This window comes from Bradyrhizobium sp. IC3195 (assembly GCF_020193585.1).
In the GTDB taxonomy this organism is placed as follows: domain Bacteria; phylum Pseudomonadota; class Alphaproteobacteria; order Rhizobiales; family Xanthobacteraceae; genus Bradyrhizobium; species Bradyrhizobium yuanmingense.
Genome location: NZ_JADYVG010000005.1, coordinates 176,243 through 200,232, shown reverse-complemented (window position 1 = coordinate 200,232; position 23,990 = coordinate 176,243). Strand labels below are relative to the sequence as shown.

Genomic DNA, 23,990 nt, shown 5'->3' with positions numbered 1-23,990 from the left:
GCTTGGGCCTCCTATGCGAGCTTGACGTCGGGTTCCGCGCGTCCGCGCGCGGCTGCTTCGAGCAGAAAGGTGCAGCCGGCTTGCGGATCGGCAGCGCGTGCCGCCGTGTCCATATCCTGCCAGGCCGACGTGACGAGCAGGCGCGACAGGTCGGGGCCGACGAAGGCGGGGCAGCTCGCCTGCTTCGCCGGCACGCTAAGCGAACGCAGGCGCTCGCCTTGCGGCGAGTAGACGTCGATCCGGCTCGCGCCCCAGCACGCATTCCAGATCTGCCCGTCGGCGTCGCATACCGAACCGTCGAGACCGCCGATGCCGCTGTGGCGCAACAGCACCTCCGGCTCGCCGCGCGGCAGGCCGGTCGCGGGGTTGAGCGGCACGGCATAGAGCACCGCACGCGGCGTGTCGGTGAAGTAGCCGGTGGCGCCGTCGGGCGAGAAGCAGATCGAATTGGGAATGCTGATGCCGGGAAACAGCGTCGAGATCTTGCCGCGATGAAGGGCGTAGATCGCGCCCGCCTTCGGCTCGGCTTTCTTGCCCATGGTGCCGATCCAGAACGTACCGGATTGATGCACGCGGCAATCGTTTGAGCGCGTCGCCGGATTGTCCGCTTCGAGGGGACAGAACAGCGTCATCGCACCATCAGCGAGCTTGCGGATATAGAGGCCGTCCTCGGCGACGATCAGCTGCCGCTCGGCGTCGATGCGCCCCAGCGCGCTCGCCATCCGACCGAGCGCGTGGGTGCGGACAGAGCCGCTGCCGAGTTGCGCCTCGAACAGCTTGCCTTCGCGGATGTCGAACCACCAGGCCGTATTCGTGGTCACGTCATAGGTCGGACCTTCGCCGAGATGGCAAGGATGGTTCGAGAGGACAGCCGTCGGCACCTGCTCCATCATGGCGACCTCACTGAGAAGCGATAGACCGTGTGATGGCGATAGACCTCGCCGGAATCGAGGCGCGGGCTCGGAAAGTCCGGCCGGTTCGGAGCGTCGGGCCAGATGTGCGGCTCCAGGCAGATGGCGTCCGATTGCCGGATCAGCTTGCCGCCCTTGCCCGACATCGTACCGTCGAGATAATTGCCCGAATAGACCTGAAGTCCGGGCTGATCGGTGAACAGCTCCATGATGCGCCCGGAGCGCGGCGCCTCCAGCCGCGCCGCGAGCGCAAGCTTGCCGTCGCGCCCGAGGCAGTAGGTGTGGTCGTAGCCCCTGCCGTTGCGCAATTGCGGGTCACCTTCGCGGATGCGCTCACCCACCGGCCACGGTTTGCGGAAATCGAACGGCGTGCCGGCCACGCTGCGCGGCGGCTCCGGCAGCGGAATGGCGGTGGCATCGATGGCGAGGAACTGCTCGGCGGCGACCATCAGGCGGTGGTCGAGAATGGACGTCTCTGACGTCGCACCCTCGAGATTGAAGAAGCTGTGGTTGGTCAAATTGACGACGGTCGGCCGGTCGGTCCGCGCTTCCATCAGCAGCGACAGCTCGGTCGGCCCGGTGATGCGATAGGTCACGCGAACGTCGAGCCTACCGGGATAACTCTCCTCGCCATGCGGGCTGACATAGGTGAGCGTCACCGCGGGCTCGGCGCCTTCGTCGATCTCCGCGATCTCCCAGAGCTTGCGATCAAAACCCTCGAGCCCGCCGTGCAACGCATTCGGACCGTTGTTGACCGCTAGCTGCACCGTCTCGCCTTGAAGCGAAAACTGTCCCTTGGCGATGCGGTTGGCATAGCGGCCGACGGTGGCGCCCAGAAACTTCCGTTCGGCGAGATAGCCGGCGAAGGCATCATGGCCAAGCACGACGTCGTCATATCCGCCGTTGGCATCCGGCGCGATCAACGCCTGCAGCACCGCGCCGTAACTGATGATGCGCGCCTCGAAGCCGCCCTCCCCGCGCAGCACGACGCGCTCGACCTCGCGGCCGTCGGGCAGCGTCCCGAACACGTCTCTTGTGATTGTTGATGCGGCCATGCTCAATCCACAAACGGTTCGACGATCGTGCGCTTGCCGAGCAGGAAGGCGTCGGCGACGAGACGGAGCGGCGTCAGATCGACGTCACTTGCGCCGGTTGCTGCGAGCGCGACGAAGCGTCGGTAGAGCCCGCGATATTCCTCATCGGGCCCTTCGGCAAGCACCTTGCCGTCGACGGCCATGCGCGCGCCACCGCTGGACAGCGTCAGCCGGCCCTGATCGGTTTCGACGAGGATATCCCAGCTCTGCGGTCCGGTCTGGCGGAAGTCGAACTCGGCGGTCACGGGCAGGCCGCTGATATCCGTCAGGTTCACGTTCGCCGCGATCGGCGCCTGGCAATTGGCTGGAAAGGCCAGCTCGGCCGCGGTGACGAACACGGGCTTCGGCAGAATCCTGGTCAGGATCGAGAGCGCATTGATGCCCGGATCGAACACGCCGAGGCCGCCGGGCTCCCAGATCCAGCCCTGCCCGGGATGCCAGACACGCACGTCTTCCTTCCAGCTGATGTGAACGGATTTGATGTGCCGATCAGTGAGCCATTGCCGGGCCGGCTCCACCGCCGGCGCATAGCGCGAATGCCAGGTCGCAAACAATGTCCGCTTCGCACCCGCCGCCATCGCGATCAACGGATCAAGCTCGGCAACGCCGTTGCCCGGCGGCTTCTCCAGCATGACGTGCTTGCCGGCGGCGAGCGCCGCCGCGGCCTGGGCCCGTCGCACCTGCGGCGGCGTGCAGAGCGAGACCGCGTCGATCGGCGGCCCCTTCTGAAGCAATTCCTCGATGGTCGCAAAATGCGGCACCCCCTGCAGCGAGGCGTTGCGGCTCGCCACGGCGGCAAGCGTTGCGCCCGGTGTGGCGGCGATCGCCGCCACATGCTGGTCCCGCGCGATCTTGCCGAAGCCGACGATGGCGATGCGAAGGTCTGTCACGCTTGTTCTCCAGTGTCGGCCGACGGTGGCGGCTCGGCCGGGGCGGTTTCGATCGCCGTACTGTCATGGCGGCGCATGCCGTTGTGAATGACATAGACCATGGCCTCGGATGCGGCATGGGCATCGCCCGCGACGATGGCATCGACGATCTTCTGATGCCAGAGCAGCACGGTATCGCGATCCTCCGGCTCGACCGGAGCGCTGAGCAGGAAAGAGGCGCGCAGCGCTGCTTCAATGACATGCCCAATCGAGCGCATGAACAGATTGCCCGAGGCACGCGCCACGGCAACATGAAGCGCGAGATCTGCATCTGCAAAACCGACCGAGTCGGACGCTTCATGCCGCATCCGATCCATGCTGCGGCGCAGCTCGCTGATGTCTTGCTCGGATCGCTGTGTTGCCGCCAGCATCGCCGCGCGCGGCTCCACGGCGAGACGGATCTCGGCGAGGTCGTCAAGGAAGCGCTTGTCGATGCCGGCATCGAGGTGCCAGGCCAGCACGTCTGCGTCGAACATGTTCCAGGCACCTCGCTCGCGCACGACGGTGCCGACCCGCGCCTTGGTGGTGAGCAGGCCCTTGGCGACCAGCGTCTTGACGCTCTCGCGCAGCACCGGCCGCGACACGCCGAACATTGCGATCATCTCGGCATCCCCCGGCAGGCGCGTGCCTTCCGCATAGCGGCCGGCGATGATGTCGACGCCGATCGAACGCGCCACCTCCGCATGGTTGGAATGGGCCCGCCGGGTCGGGATGACGACGATCCGCGAGGTCATGACGCCGCTCCCGCATGCTTCGCCGCCGGCCGGCGCGCAAGCGCGACCAGCCCCTGCAGCAGGGCGATGAAGGCGAATAGAAGCACGCCCGAGGTGCGGGGGATCAGCAAGAGCTTTGGCGCGGTGCAGGAGGTCGACTTCATGCTGAGACGGACGTTTCGGCCGCGCGCCAGCCGGATTCCGATCCAATCTGCGAGAAGCCGATCGTGAGCTGGGCGCTGGCCGGCGTCGCGAGCAACAAGGCGGCCATGGCGCTGGCCGCACAGAGAGCTTTAGGGGGCATCAGGCGCGTCTCCCAAGATGTTTTATCCGGGGGCGCCGATTGGTAGCATGGCACCCACAGGCCGGCCTTCGCGCCAGCGGCGGGCACTATTTCACGGAAGTTGAGTTCCGACTAGTCATATTATTTGACTATTTGGAGCAAACGCAGCCGAGGTGGAGCGAGCTGAGTTGTGACACGTTCAGCGCGATTTTGCTCCCTTCATGCAACGGAGGGATGAAAAAATTAGGCGGCGCGATGGAGCCTCAGCTGTCAGCGGGGCGAAGGTGCGCCCCCGCTTGCGGGAGGCGAAGGGCAGCAGCGCTAGATCAGCTTCCGCTGCGCCAGGTTCTTCATCAGTGCGCCGATGCCGAACGTCCAGGGCTCGCACTCGTCGCTGGTGCGCATGCGGTTGACGAGCTTGCCGAGCTGAGGCGCTGCGATAGTGACAACGTCGTCGCGCTTGTGGGTGAATCCCTGCCCCGGCGCATCGCGATCCTTCACGGGTGCGAACATGGTGCCGAGGAACAGCACGAAGCCGTCAGGATATTGATGCACCTTGCCGATGGTCTGCGCGACGAGATCGGTCGGATCGCGGCTGATCTTGCTGATCGAGGAATGGCCGTCGAGAACGAAGCCGTCCGCGCCCGTGACATTCAGGCTGATGTCCAGCCTGCGCGCGTCGTCGAGCGTGAAGGTGTCGTCGAACAGGCGCAGCAGCGGGCCGATCGAGCAGGACGCGTTGTTGTCCTTGGCCTTCGACAACAGCAGCGCCGAGCGGCCCTCGAAGTCGCGCAGGTTCACGTCGTTGCCGAGCGCGCCCCCGACGATCTTGCCGCGGCTCGACACGAACAGCACGAGCTCGGGCTCGGGATTGTTCCAGGTCGATTTCGGGTGCAGGCCGGCATCCATGCCGGTGCCGACCGACGACAAGGTGGGCGCCTTGGTGAAAACCTCGGCATCCGGACCGATGCCGACCTCAAGATATTGGCTCCAGGCATTCTGATCGATCAGCACTTGCTTCAGGTGCATCGCCTGATCCGAGCCCGGCTTGAGCTTTGACAGATCGTCGCCGATCAGGCGCGTCACTTCTTTCCGGATCGCTTCGGCCGAGGCCGGATTGCCCTTGGCGCGCTCTTCGATAACGCGTTCCAGCATCGAGATCGCGAACGTGACGCCGGCGGCCTTCAGCGTCTGGAGATCGACGGGCGCGAGCAGCCAGGGCTTTTGGGGATCGCGCCCGTCCGGCGGGGTGTTGGCGACGATCGCCTCGAGATCACCGATGCGCTCGCCCTTGGTGGCGGCAAGCGCCTTGGCGGGATCGTCCGTCTCGCAGAGCGCACTGATGGTCGGAAATTTTGCTGTGACGTCATACACACCGTCACCGCGCATGGCGGCGACGGCCGGACCGTTGACCTGCGGCAGCCAGACGCGGCCGACCAGCGTCCCCTTCGTGCCGTCCTCGGGGAGAAGGTCCTTTACAGTCAATGTCGTCATGGCCGCGTCCTCGCTGTTCTAAGGAATGGCCGCATTCGCAGCGGCCGTTCCCGTGAGCGAAGACCAATAAACGTCTGGCGCTGGAAGTCCAGAGCGGCGACGCGCCGTGCAACTATGCCCCTGCCCGCGCCTTTCGCGCTGCAATCTGGTGCAGTGCCCAGCGCGCATTCTTGCGGACATCAGGATCAGGATCGTCGGCGATCACGGCCAGGAATGCCTCGCCGTCAGGGTGGCCGATCTCACCTAGCGCGGCGGCGGCCTCTTTGCGCAAATTCGCCTGGTCGTGATTGACGCAATTGCCGATCGGCCGCACCGCGCGTTCGATCTTCATCTTGCCAAGGCTGCGGATCGCCTTCAGCCGCACCTGCCAGAACTCGTCCGCGAGGCAGCCGACGAGCTGATCAGCCGCGATTGCACCATTCACGTTGAGACCCAGCGTCTCCGCTGCCATCTCGCGGACCATCCAGTCGGCATCCTTCAGCGCGCGGGTGATGGTCTCCGCCGCCGGCTTCATCTGCGAAAAGGCCAATGCGCTCACGGCGGCGCGGCGCACATGGGCATCGGGATCGTTGATCAGCGCGGTTAGCGCCGGAATGGATTCTTCCAGCTTGAGAAAGCCGATCACGCCGATCGCCTGCACACGGACGGCGGCGTCAGGGTCCTGGAGCGCTTCCAGCGCGGGCTTGAGTGTATCCCTGCGGCGCAGTTCCTTCAGCGCGCGCAGAGCGCCCATGCGGACGAAAGCGTGGGTATGCCTGACCAGCGGCAGGATCGCGTCGGCGCAGGCGGGGTCCTTGAATTCAGCCATGCTGTCGGCCGCAGCCGCCGCGACGATCCTCTCGGGATCGACGAGCAGCTTCACCAACGCGCTTGCTGCCTCCGGTCCGTCGAACTCGCCGAGCGCCATCGCGACCTGCTGGCGCACACCGGCATCGGGATCGGCGACCATTTTGGCGAGATGTGCGACCGCGACGGGATCGCCGGAATGGCCGAGTGCAATGATGGCGACGCGGCGTTCGGCGGGATCGGCCGCTTGCAGCCGCTCGTCGGCGTCCTCGAGATCGTCATAGGATTCGAACGGGCTCGACATGATCACCTCAACAGATAGGGAATGTTGACGGTGACGGCGCCGGTCGGACAATCCGCTTCGCAGGGCATGCAATACCAGCACTCGTCATAGGCCATGTAGGCCTTGTTGGTCATGTCGCTGATGCGCAGCACGTCGAGCGGGCAGACATCGACGCAGACGGTGCAGCCCTTGTCGGCGATGCATTTGGCATCGTCGACGACCACCGGGACCGATGTCTGATAGGACGCGAGAGGCATGTGATGTCTCCTGTTGGGTATGTTCTGGTGAATCAGGCCGAGGCGCGAATGCGCTGCTTGTCGTAGAGGTCCTTCTCGTCGTCCGCGATCGGCACGACATAGGGCTCGACTGCGCGCTTCTCGCTGGTCATCCTGCCGTCCTGCTTGGACAGCAGCGTGTGGCAGAACCAGTTCTCGTTGTCCTTCTCCGGGAAATCCGTCCGCCAGTGATAGAGACCCCAGCGGCTCTCTTCGCGGTAGAGCGAGGCGTGTGCGGCCATATCGGCACAGTCCATGATCGACTGCACTTCGAGCGCGCGCAGCAATTCGTGCGCGTTGCGCGCGATCATGCGCTCCTGCATATCCTCACGCGCTTCGGCGAGCCGCCGCATGCCGAGCTCATACTTGCGCGTGACCTTCGGCGGCTGGAGATAGTCGTTGACCAGACGGCGGGTCTTGTACTCGATCTGGTTCGGCGGAATGCCGTCCTCGCGCTTGGTCGGCGCCATCACGCGCTCGCGTTCCATGGCGACGTCGGCCGCGTCGAATTCCGCGAAATCATGGTTGTCGGCGAACTCCATCGCGTCGATGCCTGCGACCGAGCCGTTGGTGAAGGCGCCGAGCATGTAATTGTGCGGGACGCTCGCCATGTCGCCGGCGGCGTAGAGGCCGGGTACGGTGGTGCGGGCATTGTCGTCGACGAACACGCCTGACGCGCTGTGGCCGGAGCAGAAGCCGATCTCGGAGATATGCATCTCGATGGACTCACTGCGGTAGTCGACCCCGCGCCCCTGCTGGAACAGGCCGCGCGTCGGACGCTCGACCTTGTGCAGCGTGGATTCGACCTCGGAAATGGTGTCGGGGTGGAGATGCTTGAGCTGGAGGAACACCGGGCCCTTGCCGGAGAGGAGCTCGTTGTAGAACTCCAGCATCATCTGGCCGGACCAGTAGTCGCATTCGATGAAGCGCGAGCCTTCGTTGTTTGCCGTATATGCGCCGAACGGGCCGGCGACATAGGCGCAGGCCGGGCCGTTATAGTCCTTGATCAGCGGGTTGATCTGGAAGCATTCGAGGTTCGCGAGCGCTGCGCCGGCGTGATAGGCCATGGCGTAGCCGTCGCCGGAATTGGCGGCGTTCTCGTAGGTGCCGAACATGTAGCCGGACGTCGGCAGACCGAGGCGACCGGCGGCGCCCATGCAGAGGATCACGGCCTTGGCCTTGATCACCAGCATCTCGGCGGTACGCGTATTGACGCTGATGGCGCCGGCAATGCGGCCGTCGCCCGATTTGACCAGGCGCGTCGCCATGTAGCGGTTGGAAATGAGGATGCGGGCGCGGCGGAGCTGGCGATACAGCGCCTTCTTCACGGTCTCGCCGTTCGGCATTGGCAGCACATAGGTGCCGATGTGATGCACCTTCTTGACGGCGTAGTCGCCGTTCTCGTTCTTCAGGAAGCGAATGCCGAAGCTGTCCAGTTCCTCGATGATCTTGTAGCAGTTCTGGGCGTATTTGTAGACCGCCTTCTGATCGACGATGCCGTCATTGGCGATGGTGATTTCCTTGGTGTACTGCTCCGGCGTCGCGTAACCGGGGATGACGGCGTTGTTGAGCCCGTCCATGCCCATCGAGATCGCGCCGGAGCGCTTGACGTTCGCCTTCTCGAGCAGGACGACATTGGCCGTCGGGTTCTTCAGCTTCGCCTTCAGTGCCGCCATCGGGCCGGCTGTGCCGCCGCCGATCACCAGCACATCGCAGGAAACTTCCGAAAGTCCGTCGACGATCTGATCTAGTGCCATCGCTTGCTCCTGGTTCGCCGATCCCGGCGCCTTTGCGTCAGATTTGTTCAGGGGGCGTCGCCGCGATAGCAATTAGTTGTCGCTGGGACGCGATTTGTAGCTCAGCGCTCGACGAAGGCTTTTTCGATGACGAAATGGCCGGGCTGGCTATGGTTGCCCTCGACAAAGCCGCGCGCCGCGAACATCGCGCGGAGTTCCTCGAGCATCGCCGGGCTGCCGCACAGCATGATGCGGTCCGTTTCGATCTCGAGGCTCGCTTGTCCGATATCCTCGAAGAGCTGGTTCGAGGCGATCAGGTCGGTGATGCGGCCGCGATTCCGGAACGGCTCGCGGGTGACGGTCGGGTAGTAGACGAGCTTGTCGCGGATCAAGGGGCCGAAGAATTCGTGATTGCGCAGGTCCTCGACGAGGTGCTCGCCATAGGCGAGTTCCGAGACCTGGCGGCAGCCATGGGCGAGCACGATGGTCTCGTAATTCTCATAGACGTCGGGGTCCTTGATCAGGCTGGCGAAGGGCGCTAGGCCCGTTCCGGTTGAAAGCAGCAGCAGGCGTTTTCCCGGAATGAGGTTGCCGGTGATCAGCGTGCCCGTCGCCTTGCGACCCACCAGGATGATGTCGCCTTCCCTGATCTTCTGAAGGCGCGAGGTCAGCGGGCCGTCCTGCACCTTGATCGAGAAGAATTCGAGCGCCTCCTCGTGATTGGCACTGGCCATGCTGTAGGCCCGCATCAACGGCTTGCCCTCGACCTCCAGTCCAATCATTGCGAACTGGCCGTTCTGGAAGCGGAAGCCGGGATCGCGCGTCGCGGTGAAGCTGAACAGGGAATCGGTCCAGTGCCTGACCGACAGAACCGTTTCCTTCTGAAATGCACTCATCGTCTCTCCTTGTCGTCGATGACGCGCAAGGTTTCGGAGAGAGGAGAGTCCGGCAATTCGGAAGTGAAGTTCCCGGTCGATTAGTTTCACATTTAGCGTGGGTTGCTCGAAGAGCGGGCTCGCGATCCCGCCCGCACCGGCAATTAGTTGCTATTCGTGCGTTCCCGCCTCGACGTAGAATGAAGTCAGAGGTTCGTCATGACGATGACATTGGTGGCACCGACCGCGGCCGGCTACGAAGCCAGCGCCGATCTCGCTTCGCTCCTGGTCCGCACCGCGCAGGGCGGCGCGCTCAGCGTTTCCGCCGAAACACTCCGCCTCTCCTGCAAATGCGCCCATTGCACCCGCGCCCGCTTCGACGGCCGCTTCCCCAAAGCGTTTCCGGGAATTGCGATCACCGACATCGGCGATCTCGGCTATGGGCTGAACATCTCGTTCTCGGATGGGCACAACCGGGGAATATATCCGAAGTCGTATCTGCTGAACTTGGCGGGGCAGTGACCCGGTCTTCGGTGTCGTTTCCCCGCGCGAGGCGTCTGCCCCCATCTGGCACGGACATTGCTCCTCTTTAGAACGATTTGAACGTTCGGGAGGCAGGCGATGTTGCAGGCGGCGAATGCGGTGCGCGGGGCTGTTCCCGCAGCGATACGGCCTGCCGGCAGCTCCTCGCTACTGCTCACCGAGAACCAGCAATGGATCGGGGGTCCACCACCGTTGATGGACAAGCTCTCACCTCGCGAGCGGGAGTTGGTGCTGAAGCAGGGCCGCCGCAAGGTCCTCAACCGCGGCCAGACGCTGTTCAGCCAGGGCGGCAAGCATGACGGCATCTGGCTGATCGAGAGCGGCCGCATCCGCGTGTTCTACACCTCGCCACTTGGACGCGAAATCACGCTGGCCTATTGGCATGTTGGCAATTTCGTCGGCGGTCCCGAAGTGTTCGAAGGCACCGTGCATCAATGGTCCGGCGTTGCCTCCAGTAATTGCAGCGTCGTGCACCTGCCCGGAAAGGAACTGCGGTCCCTTGCTACAGAGATCCCGAACCTCGCGATTGGCCTGATCGAAGGCCTGACGTTCAAGGGCAAATGCTATTCGGCGCTGGCCCAGATGCTGGGGACGCGCTCGATCACGCAGCGTCTCGCCCATCTCTTGCTGCATCTCGTCGAGCTCTACGGCGTCGAGGATGCCGACGGCACGGTGATCGCCGCGGCCTTCACCCACGCCGACATCGCCCACATGGTCGGCGCCACCAGGCAATGGGTCACGATCAGCCTGAAGCGGATGCAGGAAAAGGGAATCGTGCTGACCAAACGGTCGCAGATCGTGGTCTGCCGGACCGACATTCTCGAGGAGATGCGCGGCCAGGCGACGGATTGAAGGGCGCCCGCGACCATGGCCGATGCACAGGCAAGCGGCTTTATAGTGCAGGACTGCCCAAGGAGTATGCAATCAGCTTTTCCCGGCAACTAATCGACTGCGGCGGCCACTCCGGATTTGCCCTGCTTGCGCCCTCCCCCAATCATGGCACCCACAGCACATCCAACCGAATGAGGATGAGAATGGTCCGCCATCTTCCCACGCTCTCGATCGCGATGTCGGTGACGTCGCTGGCGCTGCTCGTCGCGCAGCCGGCTTCTGCGGAAACCGTCAAGCTCGGCATCGGAACGCAGGATACCACGACCAACACGGTCACCGCAGGCGTCGTCATCCGCCAATTGCAACTGCTCGAGAAGTACCTGCCGAAGGACGGCAAATACGCCAACATCAAGTTCGAGCTCGAATGGCAGAACTTCACCTCCGGTCCGCCCGTCACCAACGCGATGATGGCGAACAAGCTGCAGATCGGGATGATGGGCGACTATCCGCTCATCGTGAACGGATTCACCTTCGAGAGCAATCCGGAGAGCAAGAGCCGCCTCGTCGGCATCGCCGCCTACAGCCTGTCCGGCTCGGGCAACGGCCTCGTCGTCCACAAGGACTCACCCTATTACGACCTCGCCGATCTCAAGGGTAAGCTCGTCAGCGTGCCTTTCGGCTCCGCCGCGCACGGCATGGTGCTGAAAGCGATGCAGGATCGCGGCTATGCGTCCGATTTCTTCCAGCTCGTCAGCCAGAGCCCGGAGGTCGGCTCGACCAATCTGCAGGAGAAGAAGATCGACGGGCACGCCGATTTCGTCCCCTTCGCCGAGCTGTTGCCGTTCCGCGGCTTCGCGCGGAAGATCTTCGACGGCGTCGAAACGAACTTGCCGACCTTCCACGGCATCGTGGTCCGCACCGACTTCGCCGAAAAATATCCCGAGGTCGTCGTCGCCTATTTCAAGGCGCTAATCGCCGCCAATCAGTGGCTGCGCGCGGATCCCAAGCTGGCCGCCGAGAAGATCCAGGAATGGACCGGCATCAACAAGGAGGTCGTCTACATCTTCTTAGGGCCCAGCGGCAATATGACGACCGATCCGACTATCAAGCCGGCGCTGATCGATGCGGCCACGACCGACGTCAAGGTGCTGCAGAATCTCGGCCGCATGAAGGAGTTCGATCCGAAAAAATGGGTCGACGACAAATACATCCGCAAGGCCTATGCTGAAATGAAGCTCGACTACGACGCCCAGCACGCGAGCACCAACAACTATGAGATCTCGGGCGAGGACAGCTTCTGCAAGAAGCCCATCACCGATCCGCGCAAGGCGGGCGAAGTTTGGGTCGACGGTGCCGGCATCATGCCCTTCTCGTCCGCCAGCTGCACGCTCGGCGCCTATGCCGACTACAAGGCCAAGGGCAAGAAAATCAACGTCGCCTACGTCTTCGACACCACGCGCGGCATCAAGCTGTTCGCCGATCAGGCCTTCTTCGCGGTCGGCAATAGCGAGGTCGCCCCGTTCCTGCTGAAGAAGGACGCCGAAGCCTACGCTGCCAAGATCAGCGGCAAGGTGCTCGGCTTCGATGAAGCGATGAAGGCCGCCGTCGGCGGAGGCAAGACGTGAGCAGCCCCGCCCTCGTCAGACAGCCCGAGGACAGCATGCCGGCAACAGCACTTGCTGAGGCGGGCTCCGCGCCCGCCGCCATCATCCGGCCTACGACGCCGCCTTCCTTCGGTACATTCGCCTTGCGCTGGTACCGGCTCAATCGGGCAGGTCTGCGCGCGGCGGCAATCGGCGTGATTTCGCTGCTCGCCTTTCTGCTGGTCTGGCACCTGCTCACGACCTATCGGGTCGTGTTCTTCGTGCGCTTCACCAACGTGCCCTCGCCGCTCGCGGTCTATGACAGCTTCATAAAGGCGATTCACGATCCTAAATTCCTGATGCACATCCTGCTCAGTTGCCGGCGCATCTTCATCGGATTCTCGCTCGCGGCGATCGTCGGCGTGCCGCTCGGCCTCATCATGGGGCGCTTCAAGCTGGTGCATGAGGTGATTTTCCCGGTCGCCGAAGTGCTGCGGCCGATCCCGGCAATCGCCTGGGTGCCGATGGCGATCATGCTGTGGCCGACCAACGAGCAGAGCATCGTCTACATCACCTTCCTCGGTTCGTTCTTCCCGATTCTCGTCAACACCCTGCACGGCATGTCGCTGGTCGACCCCGTGCTGGTACGCGCCGCGCAATGTCTCGGCGCGCGCGAACGCTCGATCTTCCGGGAGGTCTATTTCCCAGCCTCGCTGCCGCACATCTTCACCGGCCTCACCGTCGGCATGGGCGTCGCCTGGGTGTCGCTGATCGCGGCCGAGATGATCTCCGGTCAGTACGGCATCGGTTACTTCACCTGGGAGGCTTATTCGCTGGTCCAATATGCCGACATCGCGCTCGGCATGATCGCGATCGGGGTGCTCGGCCTCGGGTCGAGCCTGCTGATCAGGGGCGCAGGGCAATTGGTAATGCCGTGGAGGTCGACATGAGCGAGGTGCTAGTGAACAGCCCAAAAGGCCACATTGAAGTCAAGAACTTCTCCCTCGCCTACGAGACCATCGAGGGCGCGGTGCAGGCCGTGACCGACACGCAGATCCATGTGCGGCCCGGCGAGTTCGTGTCGATCGTCGGCCCGTCCGGCTGCGGAAAGTCGACGCTGCTCAATGCGGTCGCAGGCTTCCTCAAGCCGACGACCGGCGTCGTTACCGTCGACGGCGAGCGGGTAAACGGTCCGAGCGCCGAACGCGGCATGGTGTTTCAGCAATATTCTCTTTTTCCGTGGAAAACCGTGCGCGAGAACGTCGAGTTCGGCCTGAAGATGCGCGGCATGCCGCGCTCGCAGCGCGAACGCGCCGCGCGCACGCTGTTGGGGCTTGCGGGACTCGACGCGTTCGAAAAGCATTATCCGGAAAAGCTCTCCGGCGGCATGAAGCAGCGCGTCGGCATCGTCCGCGCGCTCGCGACGGGACCGAAAGTGCTGTTGCTGGACGAGCCCTTCGGCGCGCTCGACGCGCAGACGCGCGTCATCATGCAGCAGATCCTCACCAATATGTGGCAGCGGCTGAAGATCTCGGTGCTGTTTGTCACCCACGACATTGACGAAGCCATCTTCCTGTCCGACCGCGTCTATTGCATGACCGCGCGGCCGGGCTCGATCAAGGCGGAGATCCCGATCCCGCTGGAGCGGCCGCGGCAGCAATCGATGATGATGTCGTCGGAATTCTTGGCGCTCCGCCGCGGGCTGATGTCGCTGATCCGCGAAGAGAGCCTGAAGGCGATGGGCGGCGAGATCAACGACTTGGGCATGCAGGGGCTGAACATCGAGCTGCACGGCCACTCGCTCGCGGACGTGATTTAGCTTACCGCTCGCAGCAATGACGGTCTCGTAGGGTGGGCAAAGCGAAAGCGTGCCCACGGTTCTCCGTCTCTTATAGAACGGTCGGCACGGCGCTTGCGCCCCTTTGCCCACCCTACTGCAGCTTTGCCCTGATCACTTGAACCAGTGCACCAGCGCGATGCTGATCCCCAGCAGCAGCAGCAGCGACAGCGTCACGGCCGCCGTCACCCGACCGCCGACATTGGCGAGCACGCGCACGTCGACGCCAAGGCCGAGGGCGGCCATCGAGACCACCGTGAGAAAGCTCGTGATCGTCGTCACGGGGCCAACCACCGTCGCCGGCACGATCTCCAGCGAGCGCAGGGTCGCAAGCGCAAGGAAGCCGAGGATGAACCAGGGGACCAGGCGGAAGAAGCCGACGCTGGTTTTCTTGGCATCGCTCTGCCAGCGCGAAGCGACCAGCGACAGGCCGACGACGACCGGGCCGAGCATCAGGACACGCATCAGCTTCACCAGCGTGCCGATCTGGGTTGAGACGAGACCTGCCGGCACCGTCGCGGCGAGCACCTGCGGCACTGCGTAAACGGTGAGCCCGGCGAGAATGCCGTACTGCGTTGCGGACAATTGCAGCAGCGGGATCAGCAGCGGCAGGCCCAGCACCATCATCACGCCAAGGATCGCCGTAAAGGAGATCGAGGATGCAATCTCGTCGTTGCTGGCGCCGATGATGGGCGCCACTGCGGCGATGGCGGAATTGCCGCAGATCGAGTTGCCGCAGGCGATCAGGATCGACAGCCGCGTCGACAGGCCGAGTAGCCGGCTGAGGCCGAAGGAGACGCAGAGCGCGACCACGACGACCGCGGCGATGGAGGCGAGCAGCGCAATGCCGGAAGCCGCGATCGCGGCAAAGCTGATGGAGGCCCCGAGCAGCATCACCGCGACTTCCAGCAGTTGCTTGGCGCTGAAGGCGATGCCGGCCTGCCACCGCGGGGCCGGCTTCCAGAAGCTGCGCACCGCCATGCCGAGCAGGATCGCCATGACCAGCGCCTCGACATAGGGGTGCTCGAACATACCCAGTTCGGCCCGCTCGAGCAGGGCCGACACACCGGCCACGAGAACGCAGAGGAGGATGCCCGGAATCAGCGCCGCAATACGGCCCGCGGCGGTGACCGGCTTGGAATCGGCCGGGCTGGATGCTTGATTCTGCGACACAAATCTCTCCCGAAGGAGAAAGATTTATACGCACCACGACCCGATTGGGAAATATGTTTTCGACATATCAGGGCCGAGAGAAGTTCTGTCCTCGGACCGGAATAAACGGCCTCAGAAGATCAGGTTCTTGGCCAGCGAGGCGACGCGGCTGAAACCGTCATAGATGCCGGGCTCGAAGAAGGCTGCACGGGCCAGCACGATGCCCGCGACCAGCGACCAGAACAGGGTGGTGCCGGCCCGCAGCAGGAGCTTCGAGGCGCGCGACTTCGGCTGTGTGTCCGTTGCGGACACCAGTTGCTCGCCGAAGGGCTCAAATCCAGTGCGTTCCATGGCTGCCGATCCACCAATTTCTGGCGGAAATGTCGTCGTTTCGGCTGCAAACAGCAATGGAAGCGATTGGCGTTTTTGCCCTCAGAAGGGGAAACTCCTTCCTCCTGACAGGACCGCGGCAATAGTTTTCTTCTTTCCGCCTATTTGGACACCGCCGCTCCGGTCACAACGCCTTCACCGCGTCGGGATTCCCCGAGGGCTCGGGAGCACGGCGGCAGCGCCATCTTCCAGTCGGTTGATGGCGCCGCACCGACGATGGCCCATCTCGCTACGCCGCCAGTCCGCTCTCTACTGGCGCAAACTCCAGCCCCAGACTCTCCGCCACCGCCTTGTTCGTCACCCGGCCGCGATGCACGTTGAGCCCGTTGCGCAGATGCGGATTCTCCAAGATGGCCGCAAATCCCTTGTTGGCGAGCATCAGGCCGAACGGCAGCGTCGCGTTGTTCAGGGCTTGGCTCGAGGTCACCGGCACGGCTCCCGGCATGTTGGCGACGCAATAGTGAACGACGCCGTCGACCTCGTAGGTCGGCTCCGCGTGCGTGGTCGGGTGCGAGGTCTCGAAGCAGCCGCCCTGGTCGATCGCGACGTCGACCAGCACGGCTCCCGGCCGCATCGATTTCAGCATCGCACGGGTGACGAGCTTCGGCGCGCTGGCGCCGGGCACCAGCACGGCACCGATCACGACGTCGGCGGCGAACACCTCGTCCTCGACCGCCTCGATGGTGGAGAAACGGGTGCGTACGCGTCCAACAAACAGATCGTCCAGTTCGCGCAGGCGCGGGATCGAGCGGTCGATCACGGTGACTTCGGCACCTAAGCCGGCGGCCATGCGTGCCGCCTGCGTTCCGACCACGCCGCCGCCGAGCACGATGACGCGTGCCGGCTGCACGCCGGGCACGCCGCCGAGCAGCAGGCCGCGGCCGCCGCTGGAACGCTTGAGCGCGGCGCCGGCGGCCTCGATGGCGAGGCGGCCGGCGACTTCGCTCATCGGGGCGAGCAGCGGGAGGTGACCGCTCGCGTCCGTGACGGTTTCATACGCGATTGCGGTGCAGCCGGAAGCAAGCAGGCCCTTGGCCTGGTCGGGATCCGGCGCAAGATGAAGGTAAGTAAAAAGGATCTGGCCTTCGCGAAGCTGAGCCCATTCGCTCTTCTGCGGCTCCTTCACCTTCACGATCATGTCGGACTTTGCAAAGATCTCGCGAGCGGTCTCGGCAATGGACGCCCCTGCCCGCCGGTACACCTCGTCGGACGCACCGATGCCGCTGCCGGCGCCGCTCTCGACCGTCACCTGGTGCCCGGCGGCAACGTATTCGCGGACCGCACCTGGGGTGAGCCCGACCCGATATTCCTGCACCTTGATCTCCTTCGGGACTCCGACGCGCATCTTGATCTCCCTCGCCAATGCTTTGATTCCATTGTTGATCGTAGCGAGAGGGTCGGTTTGGTTTCGTGCAAATATCCGCTACCTTGGCAGCGCCCGCGCCGGTTTCCGGCGCGAAATGGTCCTTTGACGCTGGAAACGAAACCTTGGCCCTCGACCGGAAAGACCTCGCCATCCTCGCGGAACTCACGACCAATGCGCGAGCCAGCCACACCGAGCTTGCCAACAAGATCGGCTTGTCGAGCACGGCGCTGGCGCGGCGGCAGAAGGCGCTGGAGGATGACGGCTACATCCAGGCCTACCAGGCCGCGCTCGACCTGGCCCAGTTCGGCCTCACCACCACGGTGCTGGTTCGCATCGCGCTGGAGAGCCAGAGCGACGAGGCGCTGAAGGCGTTCGAGGCAGAGGTGACGAAATGTCCCTCCGTCGTGCGCTGCTTCCTGATGTCGGGGACGGACGACTACATCCTGATCGTGCTCGCCCGCGACATCCAGGATTTCGAGCGCATCCACCGCACCGAGCTGTCCCGACTGCCGCGCGTCGCGCGGGTGCAATCGAGCTTCGCGCTGCGCGAGATCGTCAACCGCGCGGTACCGACTGTGGTGTTCAGCGAGACGAAGCGCTGATCTCGTAAATTCAATCGGGAGAACCGGTCGGGAACCAAGCAACCCGTCATCCGTTGGGCGCTATCGGCCAGCGGCGGCAACGCATTCTCGCGTCATTTGCAAAATTTGCCCGGCTCGGCCTTTCCGCAGGGAAATACACCATGGCCGACCTTACGATCCCCGAACGCATTCCGATCAACCTCGTCGTCAATGGCGAAAGCCGCGCGCTCGAGGTCATGCCATGGACCACGCTTCTGGATGCGCTACGTGACCGTCTGCAACTAACCGGCACCAAAAAAGGCTGCGATCACGGCCAATGCGGTGCCTGTACCGTGCTGATCGACGGAAGACGGGTCAATTCCTGCCTGACCCTGGCCGTCATGAAGGATGGCGCCGAGATCACGACCATCGAAGGCTTGGCCAGGGACGGCGCGCTGCATCCTCTGCAACAGGCCTTCATCGACCACGATGCCTTTCAGTGCGGTTATTGCACGCCGGGGCAGATTTGCTCTGCCGCGGGCCTGTTGGCCGAAGGCCGTGCGCGCGATGCGGATGAGATCCGGGAGCTGATGAGCGGAAACCTCTGTCGCTGCGGTGCCTACCTCAACATCGTGGCTGCGATCGAGCAGGCAATGAGCCGGTCATGAACAACTTCCAATATTCCCGCGCAAGCGATGTTGCCGACGCCATCCGCCTGCTCGCCGCCGATCCCGGTGCGAAGTTGATCGCCGGCGGCACCAACCTGATCGATCTGATGAAGGAGAACGTCGAACGGCCCTCCCGGCTGATCGACATCTCCCGCCTGCCGCTCCGCGACGTCGAGGAGACGGCGGACGGCGGTCTGCGCATCGGCGCCTTGGTGCCGAATTCGGACCTCGCCTACCACCCGTTGATCGAGCAGCGCTATCCCCTCCTTGCCAGCGCCATCCTGGCCGGCGCCTCCGCGCAACTGCGCAACATGGCCTCGGTCGGGGGCAATCTGATGCAACGTACGCGCTGCCCCTACTTCTATGACACCACGACACCCTGCAACAAGCGAAGCCCCGGCACGGGCTGCTCGGCCCTCGATGGCCTCAACCGCAACCATGCCATCCTCGGCACCAGCAACTCCTGCATCGCGACCAATCCATCCGACATGAGCGTGGCGCTGGCCGCGCTCGGCGCGCTCGTGCATATCGCACGCCCCTCGGGGCAGCGCACCATCGCGCTGACGGATTTCCATCGGCTTCCCGAGGACAAGCCTCATCTCGATACCAATCTCGGCAGCGGCGAGATCATTATCGCCATCGAGCTGCCGCCGCACGGCTTTGCCCGGAACTACAGCTATCTGAAGATCCGCGACCGGCTGTCCTACGCCTTTGCTCTGGTCTCGGTCGCGGCCGCGGTCGACCTGGAGGGCAACGCGATCAGCGAAGCGCGCCTTGCGCTCGGTGGCGTGGCCCACAAGCCCTGGCGAAGCCTCGAGGCCGAAGCCGCATTGCGCGGTCAGGCGGCAACACCGGATCATTTCGGGCGCGCCGCCGACCTGCTGCTGCAGGGAGCGACGGCACGCTCCCACAACGGGTTCAAGATCGACCTGGCGCGCCGAGCCGTCGTGCGTGCGCTGATGCAGGCCGCAAGCGCCACGCCGCAATCACAAGCTCACAAGAAGATCGCATGAGGACCCGATGAACGCCTATGTCGGAACACCAACGTCGCGCGTCGACGGCCGCGCCAAGGTCATCGGGGCCGCCAAATATGCCGGCGAATTCGCAGCAGACGGTCTCCTTCACGGCTTCGTCGTCGAGGCCAGCATCGCGCGTGGGCGCATCGCTCGTCTCGACACCAGCGAGGCGCTGAAGGTGAAGGGCGTGGTCGACGTGCTCACGCATGAACATCGGCCGCCCCTCGCCGACAAGGACGAAGCCTGGAAGGATGAGGTGGCGCCGGAGAAGGGCTCGCCGTTCCGGCCGCTCTATGATGAGAAGGTCAAGTTCAACGGCCAGCCGATCGCACTGGTCGTCGCGGAGGACTGGGAGATCGCCAAGTTCGCCGCAACCCGCGTTCGCGTCGAATATGAGCAGGAGGCGTTTTCGACCGATCTTGAATCCGAACGCGGCAAGGCCGAAAAAGTGGATCAACCGCACAAGCCGCGTGGTGATGCCGCAGCAGCCCTGACGCGCGCGGCCGTGCGCCACGAGGCGGATTACGTCATTCCGACCGAGCACCACAACCCCATGGAGCTCTTCGCGACGACAGCCGTCTGGAACGGCAGTGGCGGGCTCACGGTCTACGACAAAACGCAGGGCGTCCAGAACGTCCAGAAGTTTCTCTGCAGTGTTTTCGGCAAGGAACCGGACGACATCCGCGTGATCTCGCCTTATGTCGGCGGCGCCTTCGGCTCGGGCCTGCGGCCGCAGCACCAGGTGGTGCTGGCAACCCTTGCCGCGCTCGCACTGAAGCGGTCCGTCCGCGTCGTGCTGACGCGGCAACAGATGTATGGCCTGGGCTATCGTCCCATGACCATCGAGCGCGTTGCGCTCGGTGCAAAGCCGGACGGCACCCTCGATGCGATCACCCACGAAGCCATCGCCGTGACCTCACGCTATGAGGATTTTTCGCGCAACGATACGGGCTGGGCCGAGCAGCTTTACAAGAGTCCCCACAGCAACTTTTCCCATAAGCTGGTCGACCTCGACGTTTCGACGCCCTGCGACATGCGCGCGCCGGGTGCGGCAACGGGCGTGTGCGCACTCGAATGCGCCATGGACGAATTGGCCGTCGCGCTGAAGCTCGATCCGGTCGAGCTGCGCCTGAGGTGCTACTCGGATCGCGACCAGAGCCAAGGCCTGCCTTACACCAGCAAGCAGCTGCGCGAGTGCTACGCCCGCGGCGCCGAAGCGTTCGGCTGGAGCCGGCGTAATCCGGCGCCGCGTTCCATGCGAGACGGCAAGGAACTGGTCGGCTGGGGCATGGCGACTGGGGTGTGGGAGGCGCTGCAGATGCCGGTCGCCGTCCGCATCGTGCTGACGGCCAACGGCCATGCCGAGGTCTCCTGCGCCGCGTCCGATATCGGCACCGGCACGTACACCATCGTGGCGCAGGTCGCGGCCGATGCCCTCGGGCTGCCGATCGAGAATATCAGCGTCCGGCTCGCCGATTCGACCTTGCCGCAAGCCCCCGTCGAGGGCGGCTCCTGGATGGCGGCATCAAGCGCGCATGCGGTCTTAGGAGCGACCGAAGAAATTCGCTGGGAACTCGCACGTCTTGCCAAGGCCATGCCGGGCTCACCGCTCGCTGACCTCGACGCCGCCGACGTCACCCTGACTGACGGCATGATCGCCAGCAGCGACGGTCGCGGGGCCGCTGTCTCGATTGCGGATGTCATGCGCCACAGCAAGCTCGAGCGGATCGAAAAGGAGAAGCTCAACCAATTCGCGGAGGATAAATCGCACGCCCGCAACACACATTCGGCGGTCTTCGCGGAGGTGAAGATCGACGAGGAGCTGGGAATTATCCGCGTCACCCGGATCGTGAATGCGGTCGCGGCCGGGCGCATCCTGAACACCAAGACCGGCCGCAGCCAGATCATGGGCGGGGTCGTCTGGGGTATTGGAATGGCGCTGCACGAGGAAACGGTGATGGATCACCGCTTCGGCCGCATCATGAACGCGAACATTGCCGAATACCACATTCCCGTGAACGCCGACGTCCACGACATTGACGTCATTTTCGTCGACGAGCCCGACGACCGCATCAACCGGTTGGGAATCAAGGGGCTCGGCGAGATCGGCATCGTCGGCGTCCCGGCCGCAATTGCGAACGCCGTCTATCATGCCACCGGCAAGCGCATCCGGCGCTTCCCGATCACACTGGACAAGCTGCTGGAGTGAAGCGTCAGGCTAACCTTGCCGCAGCACTCGGGCATGTCATCCAGATGTCATCGAATGTGCAGAGAGCTGTATCTTCCTGCACATTCGGGACCTGCCATGGACTATTTCAAGCGCTTCAACTTCCTGTTCGCGGCCCCTGTGTTCGATGCCGACGATCTCGAAGGCGTCCGCTTCAACCAGATCATCGAGGAGATCCAGCGCTCCGGCTTCGAGGTGGTCCGGGCCCGCAAGCTGGAGGATGCCGAGATGGCGGTGCAGACCGATGCCGCGATCGGCTGCATGGTGGTGGACTGGGGCAAGAAGGGCCTGGAAGGCAAGACCTCGGCGCTGATCAATCTGATGCGCCGCCGCGGCCTCGACTTCCCGATCATCCTCCTGATCCGCCGCAAGCGGTTCGAGGATTTGCCGGTCGAGGTGCTCGATTTCATCGACGGCTATGTCTTCCTGTCCGAGGAGACGCCAACCTTCATCGCAAAGAACCTGATCAGCCGGCTGAAGCAATATGCCGAGACGCTGAAGACGCCGTTCTTCGGCGCGCTGGTCGACTATGCCGAGGAAGGCAACCAGCTCTGGACCTGCCCGGGCCACAATGGCGGCGTGTTCTACAACCGCAGCCCGATCGGGCGCGTGTTCGTCGAGCATCTCGGCGAATCCGTGTTCCGCGACGACCTTGACAATTCCGTGCTCGACCTCGGCGACCTCCTCACCCATGAGGGCCCGGCGCTGAGGGCGCAGAAGGAAGCGGCGGCGATCTTCGGTGCGGAAAAGACCTATTTCGTGCTCAACGGCACCTCGACCTCGAACAAGGTCGCGCTGGGCGCCCTCGTCACCGACGGCGATCTCGTGCTGTTCGACCGCAACAACCACAAGGCCGCCCATCACGGCGCGCTGATGATCAATGGCGGCATCCCGGTCTATGTGCCGACCGTTCGCAACGCCTGGGGACTGATCGGCCCGATGCGCTGGGACCGGCTCGAAGAGAAGAGCTTGCGCGAGGCGATCCGCAACCATCCCCTGGTGAACGATCGCGACGCTTGGCGCAAGGAGCGGCCGTTCCGTGTCGCCGTGGTCGAGCAGTGCACATATGACGGCTCGATCCACAGCGCCGAGATGATCATCAAGCGTATCGGCCATCTCTGCGACTACATCCTGTTCGACGAGGCTTGGGCCGGCTTCATGAAATTCCACCCCCTTTATGCCGGCCGCTTCGCCATGGGGCTGGTAAATCTCTCGCCCGACGCCCCCGGCATCATCGCGACGCAGTCGACCCACAAGCAGCTGGCAAGCTTCTCGCAGGCCTCGCAGATCCACATCAAGGACCGCCATATCCGCGGCCAGAAGCGTCGCGTCGAGCACCGCCGCTTCAACGAGAGCTTCATGCAGCACGCCTCGACCTCGCCGTTCTACCCGCTGTTCGCCTCGCTCGACGTCGGCGCACAGATGATGAAGGGCCGCTCCGGCGAAGTGCTGTGGGACGACACGATCCGGCTCGGCATCGAGCTGCGCAAGAAGATCCGCGCGATGCGCCAGGAGTTCGAGGAGAAGGAGCAGAACCCGGATCGCCGCTGGTTCTTCGAGCCCTTCGTTCCCGATCGCGTCGCCATTGCCGATGTCAGCCGTCCCGGCGCGGCGCATAACGTCGCCTGGGAGACCCTCTCGACCGACGAGCTCGCCACCAACCCCGCGCTGTGGCAGCTCTCCCCGGATACCAACTGGCACGGCTTTCCCGATCTCGCGGAAGGCTTTGCCATGACCGATCCGAACAAGCTGACGCTGCTCACGCCCGGGTTCGATCGTGCGACGGGAGCTTATGCCGAGCACGGCATTCCCGCGCCGGTCGTCGCGCAATATCTGCGCGAGAACCGCATCGTCCCCGAGAAGAACGACCTCAACTCCCTGCTCTTCCTGCTCACGCCCGGCGTCGAGGCGAGCAAGGCGGGCACGCTGATCTCCGGCCTCGTCGCGTTCAAGCGACTGCACGACGACAATGCGCTGCTCGCCGACGTCATCCCCGAATTCTATCAGAGGCGGCAGGCGCGCTACGCCGGTGCACGGCTGCGTGACCTCTGCGGCGAGATGCACCGTTTCTTCCGCACCGCCGATGTCAGCGCGCTCCAGGCGCGGCAGTTCATGTCCGAGCATATGCCCGAGATCGCGATGTCGCCCCGCGATGCCGCGCGCTATCTGTTCAAGAACGACGTCGACTACCTCCCGATCGAGGCGATCGCGGGCCGAATCGCGACCACGCCGTTCGTGGTCTACCCGCCCGGCATCGCCACCATCGTGCCCGGCGAGCGGCTGACGGAACGAGCCAAGCCCATGATCGATTATCTCAAGATGTTCGAGACCTGCTTCAACACATTTCCGGGCTTCGACGTCGAGATCCAGGGCGTCTACAAGGAGGTCGATGCGAATGGGCGCATCGGGCTCTACACTTATGTCGTGACCGAGTAGGT

At 64.0% G+C, this 23,990-nt stretch carries 23 protein-coding genes and 1 pseudogene; 10 read left to right on the top strand and 14 right to left on the bottom strand.

The features are described from left to right. Nucleotides 1-11: 11 nt before the first annotated feature. The 11 genes and pseudogenes from I6F09_RS13570 to I6F09_RS13520 form a co-directional block, all read right to left on the bottom strand. Entirely contained in the window at nucleotides 12-890 is an 879-nt protein-coding gene (locus I6F09_RS13570) for an SMP-30/gluconolactonase/LRE family protein (protein ID WP_225111884.1), read from the bottom strand. Continuing rightward, complete coding sequence (locus I6F09_RS13565) at nucleotides 890-1,966, bottom strand: aldose epimerase family protein (protein WP_225188259.1); 1,077 nt, start codon at nucleotides 1,964-1,966, stop codon at nucleotides 890-892. Before I6F09_RS13565 ends, I6F09_RS13570 begins: the two co-directional genes overlap by 1 nt. A 2-nt stretch (nucleotides 1,967-1,968) precedes the next feature. Then, complete coding sequence (locus tag I6F09_RS13560; protein ID WP_225188258.1) at nucleotides 1,969-2,895, bottom strand: Gfo/Idh/MocA family oxidoreductase; 927 nt, start codon at nucleotides 2,893-2,895, stop codon at nucleotides 1,969-1,971. After that, nucleotides 2,892-3,668 (bottom strand): FadR/GntR family transcriptional regulator, encoded by a 777-nt coding sequence (locus tag I6F09_RS13555; RefSeq protein WP_036005559.1) that lies wholly within the window; start codon nucleotides 3,666-3,668, stop codon nucleotides 2,892-2,894. Before I6F09_RS13555 ends, I6F09_RS13560 begins: the two co-directional genes overlap by 4 nt. Further along, nucleotides 3,665-3,811, bottom strand: coding sequence for a hypothetical protein (locus I6F09_RS13550; RefSeq protein ID WP_157784002.1), 147 nt, complete (start codon nucleotides 3,809-3,811; stop codon nucleotides 3,665-3,667). Before I6F09_RS13550 ends, I6F09_RS13555 begins: the two co-directional genes overlap by 4 nt. A 5-nt stretch (nucleotides 3,812-3,816) precedes the next feature. Beyond that, nucleotides 3,817-3,951 (bottom strand): annotated as a pseudogene (locus tag I6F09_RS13545) (sugar ABC transporter substrate-binding protein); the annotation flags it as partial. Nucleotides 3,952-4,251: 300 nt separating this feature from the next. Next, a complete protein-coding gene (locus I6F09_RS13540; protein WP_225188257.1) occupies nucleotides 4,252-5,424 on the bottom strand; it encodes a fumarylacetoacetate hydrolase family protein in 1,173 nt (390 codons plus the stop codon). A 112-nt stretch (nucleotides 5,425-5,536) separates the two neighbouring features. After that, nucleotides 5,537-6,514 carry a HEAT repeat domain-containing protein gene (locus I6F09_RS13535; protein ID WP_225188256.1) on the bottom strand — a complete coding sequence of 326 codons (978 nt, stop codon included), beginning with the start codon at nucleotides 6,512-6,514 and terminating at the stop codon, nucleotides 5,537-5,539. A 2-nt stretch (nucleotides 6,515-6,516) separates the two neighbouring features. Beyond that, nucleotides 6,517-6,750, bottom strand: a complete 234-nt coding sequence (locus I6F09_RS13530) for a ferredoxin family protein (protein ID WP_007593252.1) — start codon at nucleotides 6,748-6,750, stop codon at nucleotides 6,517-6,519. Between the two features lie 32 nt (nucleotides 6,751-6,782). After that, nucleotides 6,783-8,525, bottom strand: coding sequence for a fumarate reductase/succinate dehydrogenase flavoprotein subunit (locus tag I6F09_RS13525; protein ID WP_225188255.1), 1,743 nt, complete (start codon nucleotides 8,523-8,525; stop codon nucleotides 6,783-6,785). A gap of 101 nt (nucleotides 8,526-8,626) precedes the next feature. Further along, nucleotides 8,627-9,400: a ferredoxin--NADP reductase gene (locus I6F09_RS13520; RefSeq protein WP_225186272.1), complete on the bottom strand. Its 774-nt coding sequence runs from the start codon at nucleotides 9,398-9,400 to the stop codon at nucleotides 8,627-8,629. 204 nt (nucleotides 9,401-9,604) lie between these two features. Here I6F09_RS13520 and I6F09_RS13515 point away from each other — a divergent pair, with 204 nt between their 5' ends. The 5 genes from I6F09_RS13515 to I6F09_RS13495 all read left to right on the top strand — a co-directional run bounded on the left by I6F09_RS13515 (nucleotide 9,605) and on the right by I6F09_RS13495 (nucleotide 14,155). After that, nucleotides 9,605-9,901, top strand: a complete 297-nt coding sequence (locus I6F09_RS13515; protein ID WP_225188336.1) for a gamma-butyrobetaine hydroxylase-like domain-containing protein — start codon at nucleotides 9,605-9,607, stop codon at nucleotides 9,899-9,901. 99 nt (nucleotides 9,902-10,000) lie between these two features. Further along, a complete protein-coding gene (locus I6F09_RS13510) occupies nucleotides 10,001-10,774 on the top strand; it encodes a Crp/Fnr family transcriptional regulator (protein ID WP_036023359.1) in 774 nt (257 codons plus the stop codon). Nucleotides 10,775-10,956: 182 nt separating this feature from the next. Further along, nucleotides 10,957-12,378: an ABC transporter substrate-binding protein gene (locus I6F09_RS13505; RefSeq protein WP_225188254.1), complete on the top strand. Its 1,422-nt coding sequence runs from the start codon at nucleotides 10,957-10,959 to the stop codon at nucleotides 12,376-12,378. Between the two features lie 35 nt (nucleotides 12,379-12,413). Next, the gene (locus tag I6F09_RS13500) at nucleotides 12,414-13,286 is read left to right on the top strand and encodes an ABC transporter permease (protein ID WP_225188335.1); all 873 of its coding nucleotides are present in this window, start codon (nucleotides 12,414-12,416) and stop codon (nucleotides 13,284-13,286) included. Further along, the gene (locus tag I6F09_RS13495) at nucleotides 13,283-14,155 is read left to right on the top strand and encodes an ABC transporter ATP-binding protein (RefSeq protein ID WP_225188253.1); all 873 of its coding nucleotides are present in this window, start codon (nucleotides 13,283-13,285) and stop codon (nucleotides 14,153-14,155) included. Before I6F09_RS13500 ends, I6F09_RS13495 begins: the two co-directional genes overlap by 4 nt. A 132-nt stretch (nucleotides 14,156-14,287) precedes the next feature. On the opposite strand, the gene I6F09_RS13490 is transcribed toward I6F09_RS13495, so the two are convergent. The 3 genes from I6F09_RS13490 to ald form a co-directional block, all read right to left on the bottom strand. Beyond that, nucleotides 14,288-15,346 (bottom strand): putative sulfate exporter family transporter, encoded by a 1,059-nt coding sequence (locus I6F09_RS13490; protein ID WP_036005585.1) that lies wholly within the window; start codon nucleotides 15,344-15,346, stop codon nucleotides 14,288-14,290. Nucleotides 15,347-15,457: 111 nt separating this feature from the next. Then, nucleotides 15,458-15,676, bottom strand: a complete 219-nt coding sequence (locus I6F09_RS13485) for a hypothetical protein (RefSeq protein ID WP_027546306.1) — start codon at nucleotides 15,674-15,676, stop codon at nucleotides 15,458-15,460. Between the two features lie 268 nt (nucleotides 15,677-15,944). Then, entirely contained in the window at nucleotides 15,945-17,060 is a 1,116-nt protein-coding gene (gene ald, locus I6F09_RS13480; protein WP_225188252.1) for an alanine dehydrogenase, read from the bottom strand. 143 nt (nucleotides 17,061-17,203) lie between these two features. On the opposite strand from ald, the gene I6F09_RS13475 reads away from it, so the two are divergent. The 5 genes from I6F09_RS13475 to I6F09_RS13455 all read left to right on the top strand — a co-directional run bounded on the left by I6F09_RS13475 (nucleotide 17,204) and on the right by I6F09_RS13455 (nucleotide 23,988). Continuing rightward, nucleotides 17,204-17,683, top strand: a complete 480-nt coding sequence (locus I6F09_RS13475; protein ID WP_225188251.1) for an Lrp/AsnC family transcriptional regulator — start codon at nucleotides 17,204-17,206, stop codon at nucleotides 17,681-17,683. Nucleotides 17,684-17,823: 140 nt separating this feature from the next. Next, nucleotides 17,824-18,309 (top strand): (2Fe-2S)-binding protein, encoded by a 486-nt coding sequence (locus I6F09_RS13470; protein WP_225128850.1) that lies wholly within the window; start codon nucleotides 17,824-17,826, stop codon nucleotides 18,307-18,309. After that, on the top strand, nucleotides 18,306-19,322 hold the full coding sequence (locus I6F09_RS13465) for a xanthine dehydrogenase family protein subunit M (RefSeq protein ID WP_036005597.1): 1,017 nt from the start codon (nucleotides 18,306-18,308) through the stop codon (nucleotides 19,320-19,322). Before I6F09_RS13470 ends, I6F09_RS13465 begins: the two co-directional genes overlap by 4 nt. A gap of 7 nt (nucleotides 19,323-19,329) precedes the next feature. Then, entirely contained in the window at nucleotides 19,330-21,534 is a 2,205-nt protein-coding gene (locus tag I6F09_RS13460; protein WP_225188250.1) for a xanthine dehydrogenase family protein molybdopterin-binding subunit, read from the top strand. Between the two features lie 96 nt (nucleotides 21,535-21,630). Further along, on the top strand, nucleotides 21,631-23,988 hold the full coding sequence (locus I6F09_RS13455) for an Orn/Lys/Arg decarboxylase N-terminal domain-containing protein (protein WP_225188249.1): 2,358 nt from the start codon (nucleotides 21,631-21,633) through the stop codon (nucleotides 23,986-23,988). Nucleotides 23,989-23,990: the final 2 nt, after the last annotated feature.

What these genes read in the sequence shown, in the direction of transcription:
- I6F09_RS13570 (WP_225111884.1), bottom strand. Translation starts at nt 890, where the DNA reads ATGGAGCAGGTGCCGACGGCTGTCCTCTCGAACCATCCTTGCCATCTC.
- I6F09_RS13565 (WP_225188259.1), bottom strand. Translation starts at nt 1,966, where the DNA reads ATGGCCGCATCAACAATCACAAGAGACGTGTTCGGGACGCTGCCCGAC.
- I6F09_RS13555 (WP_036005559.1), bottom strand. Translation starts at nt 3,668, where the DNA reads ATGACCTCGCGGATCGTCGTCATCCCGACCCGGCGGGCCCATTCCAAC.
- I6F09_RS13550 (WP_157784002.1), bottom strand. Translation starts at nt 3,811, where the DNA reads ATGAAGTCGACCTCCTGCACCGCGCCAAAGCTCTTGCTGATCCCCCGC.
- I6F09_RS13540 (WP_225188257.1), bottom strand. Translation starts at nt 5,424, where the DNA reads ATGACGACATTGACTGTAAAGGACCTTCTCCCCGAGGACGGCACGAAG.
- I6F09_RS13535 (WP_225188256.1), bottom strand. Translation starts at nt 6,514, where the DNA reads ATGTCGAGCCCGTTCGAATCCTATGACGATCTCGAGGACGCCGACGAG.
- I6F09_RS13530 (WP_007593252.1), bottom strand. Translation starts at nt 6,750, where the DNA reads ATGCCTCTCGCGTCCTATCAGACATCGGTCCCGGTGGTCGTCGACGAT.
- I6F09_RS13525 (WP_225188255.1), bottom strand. Translation starts at nt 8,525, where the DNA reads ATGGCACTAGATCAGATCGTCGACGGACTTTCGGAAGTTTCCTGCGAT.
- I6F09_RS13520 (WP_225186272.1), bottom strand. Translation starts at nt 9,400, where the DNA reads ATGAGTGCATTTCAGAAGGAAACGGTTCTGTCGGTCAGGCACTGGACC.
- I6F09_RS13515 (WP_225188336.1), top strand. Translation starts at nt 9,605, where the DNA reads ATGACATTGGTGGCACCGACCGCGGCCGGCTACGAAGCCAGCGCCGAT.
- I6F09_RS13510 (WP_036023359.1), top strand. Translation starts at nt 10,001, where the DNA reads ATGTTGCAGGCGGCGAATGCGGTGCGCGGGGCTGTTCCCGCAGCGATA.
- I6F09_RS13505 (WP_225188254.1), top strand. Translation starts at nt 10,957, where the DNA reads ATGGTCCGCCATCTTCCCACGCTCTCGATCGCGATGTCGGTGACGTCG.
- I6F09_RS13500 (WP_225188335.1), top strand. Translation starts at nt 12,414, where the DNA reads ATGCCGGCAACAGCACTTGCTGAGGCGGGCTCCGCGCCCGCCGCCATC.
- I6F09_RS13495 (WP_225188253.1), top strand. Translation starts at nt 13,283, where the DNA reads ATGAGCGAGGTGCTAGTGAACAGCCCAAAAGGCCACATTGAAGTCAAG.
- I6F09_RS13485 (WP_027546306.1), bottom strand. Translation starts at nt 15,676, where the DNA reads ATGGAACGCACTGGATTTGAGCCCTTCGGCGAGCAACTGGTGTCCGCA.
- ald (WP_225188252.1), bottom strand. Translation starts at nt 17,060, where the DNA reads ATGCGCGTCGGAGTCCCGAAGGAGATCAAGGTGCAGGAATATCGGGTC.
- I6F09_RS13470 (WP_225128850.1), top strand. Translation starts at nt 17,824, where the DNA reads ATGGCCGACCTTACGATCCCCGAACGCATTCCGATCAACCTCGTCGTC.
- I6F09_RS13465 (WP_036005597.1), top strand. Translation starts at nt 18,306, where the DNA reads ATGAACAACTTCCAATATTCCCGCGCAAGCGATGTTGCCGACGCCATC.
- I6F09_RS13460 (WP_225188250.1), top strand. Translation starts at nt 19,330, where the DNA reads ATGAACGCCTATGTCGGAACACCAACGTCGCGCGTCGACGGCCGCGCC.
- I6F09_RS13455 (WP_225188249.1), top strand. Translation starts at nt 21,631, where the DNA reads ATGGACTATTTCAAGCGCTTCAACTTCCTGTTCGCGGCCCCTGTGTTC.